The following is a 6,788-nucleotide window of genomic DNA, read 5'->3' as shown; positions in this document are numbered from 1 at the left end:
GGCGGGCGGCGCGCGGCGGCACTGGCTCGAGGTCGGCGCGAGCCGCCGCGACATCCCGTCGCTGCTGGCGAGCGCGTACACGGTGGACGACGCGCGCGACCTCGCCGCGCGGCTCGGCACGAGCGTCACGAGCGCCGCGTCCGTACTCACCGGATGGCTCGTCGCGGGGTGCGCGCCCACGTCCGACGAGATCGCGCGCGCGGCCGCCGTCGGCGGCGCGACCCGCCCGGTGCCGAGCGGTGCCGCGATCGACTCGATCCTGTCCGCCGTGCCCCGGCAGCGCGTGGACCGGGTCCAGGCCGGCCTGCTCCTCGTCGCGCTCGGCGCGCGGAGCCCGGCCGTGCGCGAGATCCGCAGCGGCGTCACGACGCTGCACGAGTACGAGAGCACACCGACCTACCGAGGAGGATCCTGATGGCGGTTCGCACGCGCGACGACTACGAGGCCGTGCTCGAGGCGCTGGGGGCGTGCATCAGCACGCGTATCCCGGTCCTGCTGTGGGGCGACCCGGGCTCGGGAAAGACGTCCGTCGTCGAGTCGGCCGCGGGGCTGGGCTGGCTCGTCGAGACGATGATCATCAGCCACTACGAGCCGTCCGACCTGACGGGCCTGCCGCTGCTGCGGGGCGACCACGTCGTCCTCGCCCCGCCCGGGTGGGCCAAGCGCCTCGCGGAGCACGACGGACCCTCGATCGCGTTCTTCGACGAGTTCTCCACCGCGTCCCCGGCCCTGCAGGCCGCCGCGCTGCGGCCACTCACCCACTACCAGGTCGGGGACCTGCAGCTGCCGCCCACCGTGTCGTTCGTCGCGGCGGCGAACCCCGCCGACGTGGCGGCAGCAGGCTGGGAGCTCGCCGCGCCGACGGCGTCCCGGTTCGTCCATCTGGAGTGGGGGCTGCCGCTCGAGGTCTACGCGGAGTGCCTGGTCACGGGCGCCTGGCCCGTTCTGCCCGTCGGGCCGCTCCCGGACGGGTTCGACGCCGAGCTGGTCCGGCAGCGCGCGCTCGTCGCGGGCTTCCTGCGGTCGCGACCCTCGCAGCTCTCGGTGATCCCGACCGACGCCGTCGGGCGCGGACGCGCGTTCCCGACGCCGAGGACGTACGACTATGCCGCGCGGCTCGCCGCGTTCGCCGTCGCCAACGGGTCCTCGCCGGACGTCGTGCGACTGCTCGTCGCCGGGTGCGTCGGCCCCGTCGTCGCACACGAGTTCCTCGAGTTCGCGCGCCGGCAGGACCTGCCGGATCCCGAGGACGTGCTCGCCGGCGGCTTCCTGTTCACCGGCTCCCGGCCCGACCGCACGTACGTGGTGCTGCAGTCGGTGCTCGCGGCGGTGCAGCGCAAGCCGACCGCACGGCGCTGGACGGCCGCGGTCGACGCGTGCGGCCGGGCCGCGGCCGACGTCGGGGTGGATGCCGCGGTGCCCGTGGTGCGGGCCCTCCTGCGCCCCGGCGCCCGCCCGGCGGGCGCGGCGCTGCCCGCCTCCATCACGGTGTTCGCGCCCGTCCTGGCGCTGGCCGGCCTGCTGCCCGGCGCCTGACGTGGCCGCGCAGACCAGCGCCGACCGGATCGCGGCGGCCAAGCTGTGGGCGATCAGCACCGGTTCCGGCGCGGCCAACCTGCCGTACCTCGCGCACGCGCTGTACGCGCTCGTGCTCGTCGAGTCCGATGACGTGGACCGGGTCAGCGCCGACGAGCACTGGCGGGTCTACGTGAACCCCGCCTGGGTCGCGACGATCGAGGTACCGGAGCTCGGCCGCGAGCTCATCCACCTCACGTGGCACCTGCTGCTGGACCACGCCTCGCGTGCGGCGGGCATGGGCGTGGACGGCACGACCGCCGCGGCCTGGCACGCCGCCGCCGAGCTGACCGTCGCCGAGACGCTCGGCGCCGACCTCACCCCCGCACCGACCGCGCGGGAGGCCGCGGCCGCGCGCGGCGGCCGGCTGAGGAACGCGCGCGCCGGGCGTGCGGTCGAGGAGCACTACGCCCTGCTCTCGGGGCTTCCGGCGGCGGCCCGCGGCACGCCGCGTCCGGAACCGGTCCGGGTGCCGGGATGCTGGTGCGGGTCGTGCTGCGACGGCGTCGCGCGCACCTCCGAGCTGCCCGCGAACGCCGACGTGGGCGCGGTCGGTCGGGTCGACGCCGACCTCGTCCGGCACCACGTCGCGATCGAGTTCCAGCAGGCCACGGGCGTCGGCACGCACGCCGGTGAGGCGGGTCGCTGGGCCAAGGAGATCCTCGAGCCGACGATCCCGTGGGAGACCCTGCTGGCGCGGGCGGTCCGTCGGGCGGTGGGCTGGACCAGCGGGCGGCACGAGCAGACCTGGGCGCGACCGTCCCGCCGCACGTCGTCGTCGCCCGGCGTCCTGCTGCCCGGGTGGCGCCGTCCGGTGCCGCGCGTGGCGATGGTCGTGGACACCTCCGCGAGCATCGACGACCGGCTGCTCGGGCGGGCGCTGGGTGAGGTCGACGGTGCGCTGACCGGCATCGGCGTGCCCGGGACCGCGGTGACGGTGCTCGCGTGCGACACCGCCGTCGGGCCCGTCCGACGGGTCCGACGAGCCTCCGAGGCGGCGTTGGTGGGCGGCGGCGGGACGGACCTGCGCGTCGGCATCCAGGCCGCCGCCGCGGCTCGGCCGCGCCCGGACCTCGTCTGCGTCCTCACCGACGGCCACACCCCGTGGCCCGCGGCGGCGCCGCCCGGCGTCGCTGTGGTCGTCGCGATGCTCGGCCGCGCGGGCGAGCAGCTGCCGCCCACGCCGAGGTGGGCGCTGCGCGTGGAGTGCCGGCTGCCCGACTGACCGCGACCGCGCAGATCGCCGTGATCGGCTCGTACGATCGACGCGTGCCTCGATCCCCGCTCCCGGCACGCCACGGTCTCGACGCCGCCCACCTGTGCACGCCGCCGCCCCAGCGTCACGTCCCCGACGCCTGGCCGACGATGGGCGCGTGGCTCCGGCACCGGCTCGCCGAGCACGTCGACGTCGCGGGCCTGCTCGCGGCGGAGCGTCTCGTCGACGAGGACGGCCGCCCGGTGCGCGACGACGACCCGTACCGGCCGGCGCTGCACGTGTGGTTCCACCGCGACCTGCCCGACGAGGCCGCGGTACCCGGGGTCGTCCACGTGGTGCACCGCGACGAGCGCCTCGTCGTCGTCGACAAGCCGCCGTTCCTCTCGACGATCCCGCGGGGCAAGCATGTGCTGCAGAGTGTCGTCGTCAGGCTGCGGGCCGAGCTGGACCTGCCGGAGCTGTCCCCGCTGCACCGGCTCGATCGCGGGACGTCCGGGGTGCTCATGCTCGCGACCGAGCAGCGCTGGCGCGGCCCGTACCAGACGGCCTTCGAGCGACGCGCGGTCGACAAGACCTACCGGGCGCTCGCGCCCCTGCGCCCCGATCTCGAGCTGCCCGTCGTCGTGCGCAACCACATCCGCAAGGTGCGTGGCACCGTGCACGCCGAGGTCGTGCCCGGAGCGCCGGTCAACGCCGAGACCACCGTCTCGCTGGTCGACGAGGTCGACGGTCTGGGCCTGTACCGGCTCGTCCCGCGCACCGGGCGCACGCATCAGCTGCGACTGCACCTGTTCGGGCTGGGCATCCCGATCGTCGACGACCCGCTGTACCCGGTCGGGCGCGACGTCGCGCTCGACGACTTCCGGCACCCGATGCAGCTCCTCGCCGCCGAGGTCGCGTTCACCGACCCGGTCGACGGACGCCGCCGCGAGTTCCACGCCGTCCGCTCGCTCCCGCTCGGCGCGGAGCGCGTGTCCGACCTACCTGGCGGCGCCCCGTAGCGTCCCGGTGACGTCGTCGACGGCCGTTGCGACGCACGCGATCTCGTGGTCTCCCGCGCCCCAGCCCAGCTGCTCGGGATAGACGTAGAAGAAGCTCAGCTGCGAGTCCTCGAACGGCAGACCCACGAAGCTCTCGAACTCGGACGTGCAGTACGCCCTGGCCTCCTGCTCGACGCGCTGCAGCCCGGGATAGGGCCCGGCCGGAAGATCCCGCGCCGCGTACACCTCGCCGTTGTGCGGCACCTCGCACGCCACCATCGGCAGGCTGGGCGCGGCACCGTCGTCGAGCTGTGCGTCGCCGTCGACGCTCAGCTGGACGCAGTCCCCGACCGTGTACGACGACGTCGGTTCGGTCGTCACGGCGACGACGACCGCGACGACGATGCCGGCGACGAACCAGAGCGTTCCGATGGCCACCGCCGCGATCGCGAGCCCACGGCCCTTGGCCCGGCCGCCGCGGGTCCGCGTGATGCCCATGATCCCGAAGATGACGGCGAGCAAGACACCGCCGACGAGGCTCAGGATGAAGCCCGCGATCGCGAAGCCGTCGTACTTCAGGGGACCGGGGTACCCGTAGGGACCGGGTGCCGGCACGGCTCCGTAGGGGTGCACGGGAGGTGCCGACGGGTAGCCCGTCCCTGCGGGTGCGCCGGGGTAGCCCTGCGTGTACGGCGTCCCGAGCGGGGGCGGTGCGGCGGCGTAGAGCGGCGCCGGTGCGGCCGGCGCCGGCGGAGCGGGGACAGGTTGATGCGGTGCGGCTGTCGCGTCAGGAGGAGCCCACGGGTCGGCGGGCGTCGTGGGTGTGGGCTGGTCGGTCGACACGGCTGAGCACTCCTCCAGGGCATGCGCGACACCGCGCTCGCGCGGATCATGTCAGAGGCTCGGCGGTCGCAACCGGGAAGTGTGGGCGCAACGGCGTGCATCACTCTCCCGCGCGCCCGATCCACCCGGTCGCCGCGAAGTCCCCGGTGCCGCACCCCGGTTCGCGGCTCGCCTACACGCTTCGACGCGTCGAGGCGGTCACGGTGAACCTGGGGTCACGGACGACCTGCCGGGTCGGCCCGATCGCCCGCTCGAGCGCGGGTCGGTACTGCAGGTGCGAGTTCCACACGGTCCACAGCTCGCCGCCGGGCCGCAGCAGGCGGGCGGCCGCGTCGAACAGCTTGTGCGCGAGCGCCGTGTCGAGGCCCGCCCCCACGTGGAACGGCGGGTTCAGCACGACGAGGTCCGCGCTGCCGTCCGGCAGCGAACCCGCTGCGTCGTCGTGCACCGCCCTGACCCGGTCGGCGACGCCGTTGGCCACGGCGGTCGCGGCGGCCGACGCGACGGCTGCTGCGGAGTCGTCGGTCGCGACGACCCGCAGGCCCGGCCGCCGCGTGGCGAGGACCGTCGCGAGCACACCCGTGCCGCACCCGAGGTCGACCGCGACCGCCGCACCGGGTGCCGCCTCCTCGAGAACGCCGAGCAGCACGCGCGTCCCGAGGTCGATCCTGGTCCCGGCGAACGCCGCGCCGTGCGCGCAGACCGTGATGCCCAGGTCGTCGTGCCGCTCCTGCACCGGCCACCGCGGGTCGGGCCGGTCCACGCGCGGGCCGGAGGCGACGAGCACGCGGGACTTCTGGCGCGCGAGGCTCGGCCGCACCTGCGCGAACGACCGGCCGAGCACGTCGTTCATCGCGACGGTCATGTGCTTGACCCGGCCCCCGGCGACCAGCATCACGCCCGGGTCGGCGTGCGCCGCGACGAGCGTCGCGACCTCGTCGAGCGCGTCGAGCGACCGCGGGAGCTGCAGCAGCACGACGAGCGCGCCGCCGAGCGTCGTCGCGTCGAGCGGCCCCGAGGTGAACGTGCCCGTCAGCCCGAAGCCTTCGGCGTTGAGCGCCAGCGCACGCTCGCCGGACCGCAGGTCCTGGTGGCTGCGGGCCCCCTGCACACCGTGCAGCGCCACGGCACCGAGGGTCAGCGCGCCGTAGCGATCTCCGACCGTGACCACCTCGCCGGGCCCGGCCGCCGCGAGCAGCGCGGCCGCCTCGTCGAGCACCAGCCGGTCGGTCGCGTCGGCGGCGACCAGGTTCGGTCCCTCGACGTCCGGCCGACGACGCAGCGCGTCGAGCGTGAACCCCGCCATCGCAGCCGCCTTCGTCGTCCCGTCCGGTCGAGCCCGACGGTAGCCGACGAGCGGGCCCGGGCTCACCGCAGCGGGGCTCACCGCAGCAGCGCGAGGTCCCGCCGGACGTATCGCAGGTGCGCCCACTCCTCCTCGAGGATGACGCGGACGCAGTCGCCGACGGTCGGGTGCCAGTCGTCGCCGCCCCACGGGTCGTCGCGTTCCTCCGCGAGCAGCTCCGGTGTGACCGCGGCCAGGAAGTCGGTGACCTGCTGCTGCCGTTGCGCCCGCACCGCGAGGACCTCGTCGAAGCTCGGCGGGTCGACGCGGAAGATCGACATGTCGAAGCCCATCTCGGCGGCGCCGGTGAAGATCACGCCAAGCTCGTGGAACGGCTGGGGTCGGCGCTGGATCCCCCGGCCGAGCCACGCGTCGGTCGCCAGCACGAGGTGCCGCAGCGTCTGGGCCAACGACCACTCGTCCTCGACGTGGGCGTCCACGAGCTGCGCCGGTGTGCCGTCCACGGTCGCCTGCCATGCGGCCTGCACCGCGACCCATCCCTCGCGCAGTCCCTCAGGCGTCTGCGCCTTCTGCAGCTCGCGGCCCGGGAACTGCCGGTTCAGCTCGGCGTCCACGAACGGCACCACGTCGACCCCGTTCACGACGAGGGTGCCGAAGAACAGGTCGTGGCTGTCGATGTCCAGCCCGTCCACGTCGACGCCGCGCATCGTCACGCCGCTGACGTCGGAGAACCTCAGGGTCGCCCCCTTGAAGCTCGACCGGACGAACGTGGCGCCCTCGAACTCCTTGGTGCCGCGGTAGGTCGTCATCGCGCCATCGTCGCCGATGCCCGCGGTCCCGGCGAGCGCTGCGCCGCGTCCTCGCTCGT

7 protein-coding genes are annotated in these 6,788 nt (G+C 75.0%); 4 read left to right on the top strand and 3 right to left on the bottom strand.

All coding sequences use genetic code 11. From position 1 onward, the window contains the following. The 4 genes from CCO02nite_RS15805 to CCO02nite_RS15010 all read left to right on the top strand — a co-directional run. Positions 1-415: hypothetical protein (locus tag CCO02nite_RS15805; protein ID WP_186812729.1), on the top strand; the 415-nt coding region annotated here is incomplete at its 5' end. Further along, positions 415-1,536 carry an ATP-binding protein gene (locus CCO02nite_RS15020; protein WP_186812728.1) on the top strand — a complete coding sequence of 374 codons (1,122 nt, stop codon included), beginning with the start codon at positions 415-417 and terminating at the stop codon, positions 1,534-1,536. The genes CCO02nite_RS15805 and CCO02nite_RS15020, both read left to right, overlap by 1 nt. 1 nt (position 1,537) lies before the next feature. Continuing rightward, positions 1,538-2,800, top strand: a complete 1,263-nt coding sequence (locus CCO02nite_RS15015) for a vWA domain-containing protein (RefSeq protein ID WP_186812727.1) — start codon at positions 1,538-1,540, stop codon at positions 2,798-2,800. Positions 2,801-2,844: 44 nt separating this feature from the next. After that, positions 2,845-3,792 carry a pseudouridine synthase gene (locus CCO02nite_RS15010; protein ID WP_146843990.1) on the top strand — a complete coding sequence of 316 codons (948 nt, stop codon included), beginning with the start codon at positions 2,845-2,847 and terminating at the stop codon, positions 3,790-3,792. Here CCO02nite_RS15010 and CCO02nite_RS16260 read toward each other — a convergent pair. The 3 genes from CCO02nite_RS16260 to CCO02nite_RS14995 all read right to left on the bottom strand — a co-directional run bounded on the left by CCO02nite_RS16260 (position 3,772) and on the right by CCO02nite_RS14995 (position 6,729). Next, positions 3,772-4,614 carry a DUF4190 domain-containing protein gene (locus CCO02nite_RS16260; protein ID WP_146843989.1) on the bottom strand — a complete coding sequence of 281 codons (843 nt, stop codon included), beginning with the start codon at positions 4,612-4,614 and terminating at the stop codon, positions 3,772-3,774. The two genes, CCO02nite_RS15010 and CCO02nite_RS16260, sit on opposite strands and share 21 nt — an antisense overlap. Before the next feature lie 172 nt (positions 4,615-4,786). Further along, positions 4,787-5,920: a class I SAM-dependent methyltransferase gene (locus CCO02nite_RS15000; protein WP_146843988.1), complete on the bottom strand. Its 1,134-nt coding sequence runs from the start codon at positions 5,918-5,920 to the stop codon at positions 4,787-4,789. A gap of 77 nt (positions 5,921-5,997) precedes the next feature. Beyond that, positions 5,998-6,729 (bottom strand): DinB family protein, encoded by a 732-nt coding sequence (locus tag CCO02nite_RS14995; RefSeq protein ID WP_146843987.1) that lies wholly within the window; start codon positions 6,727-6,729, stop codon positions 5,998-6,000. Positions 6,730-6,788 lie beyond the last annotated feature (59 nt).

It is taken from the genome of Cellulomonas composti (assembly GCF_007990245.1).
GTDB classification, from domain to species: domain Bacteria; phylum Actinomycetota; class Actinomycetes; order Actinomycetales; family Cellulomonadaceae; genus Cellulomonas; species Cellulomonas composti.
This window is presented reverse-complemented; position numbering and strand designations above follow the sequence as displayed.